Genomic DNA, 424 nt, shown 5'->3' on the forward strand with positions numbered 1-424 from the left:
CCGCTTAGCACCGTAATTTTCAGGCGCGAGGGGGCGCGCCAGCATTACTGTTGAAAACTTACGCTGCGGGTTGTGCAGCAGGTTTTGCCGGTTGCTGATGGCTGTGTTTCCCGGCGTGTTTCTTCGCTGCCTGCGCTTTTTGTTCAGGGGCTTTCTGTTCAGCTTTCGTATTTTTATGATGCTTTTTAGCCGCCTGCGCTTTCTGGGCAGGTGCTGCTTTATGCTGTTTTTTATGATGTGTCGTTTTCGCCGGCGCTGCTTTGGTGGTCGTCGCAGTCGGAGCAGGTGTGGTCGCAGTCTCTGCAGCAAAGGCGGCAGAAGACAGACCCATAGCAGCGGCAACAACCAGAGCTAATACTTTTTCATTGTCATACCCTCAATTTGTTTTTTCATTTAACCCCACCGCGGGGCCGTTGAAATAACT

The 424-nt window shown here is 51.9% G+C and carries 1 protein-coding gene; it reads right to left on the bottom strand.

What is annotated here, in order from left to right; genetic code table 11:
* Window positions 1-58: 58 nt before the first annotated feature.
* Complete coding sequence (gene asr, locus ACTD9P_RS30085; protein ID WP_438870494.1) at window positions 59-349, bottom strand: acid resistance repetitive basic protein Asr; 291 nt, start codon at window positions 347-349, stop codon at window positions 59-61.
* Between the last annotated feature and the right edge of the window lie 75 nt (window positions 350-424).

The sequence above is a fragment of the Pseudomonas onubensis genome (assembly GCF_965653655.1).
GTDB lineage: Bacteria > Pseudomonadota > Gammaproteobacteria > Pseudomonadales > Pseudomonadaceae > Aquipseudomonas.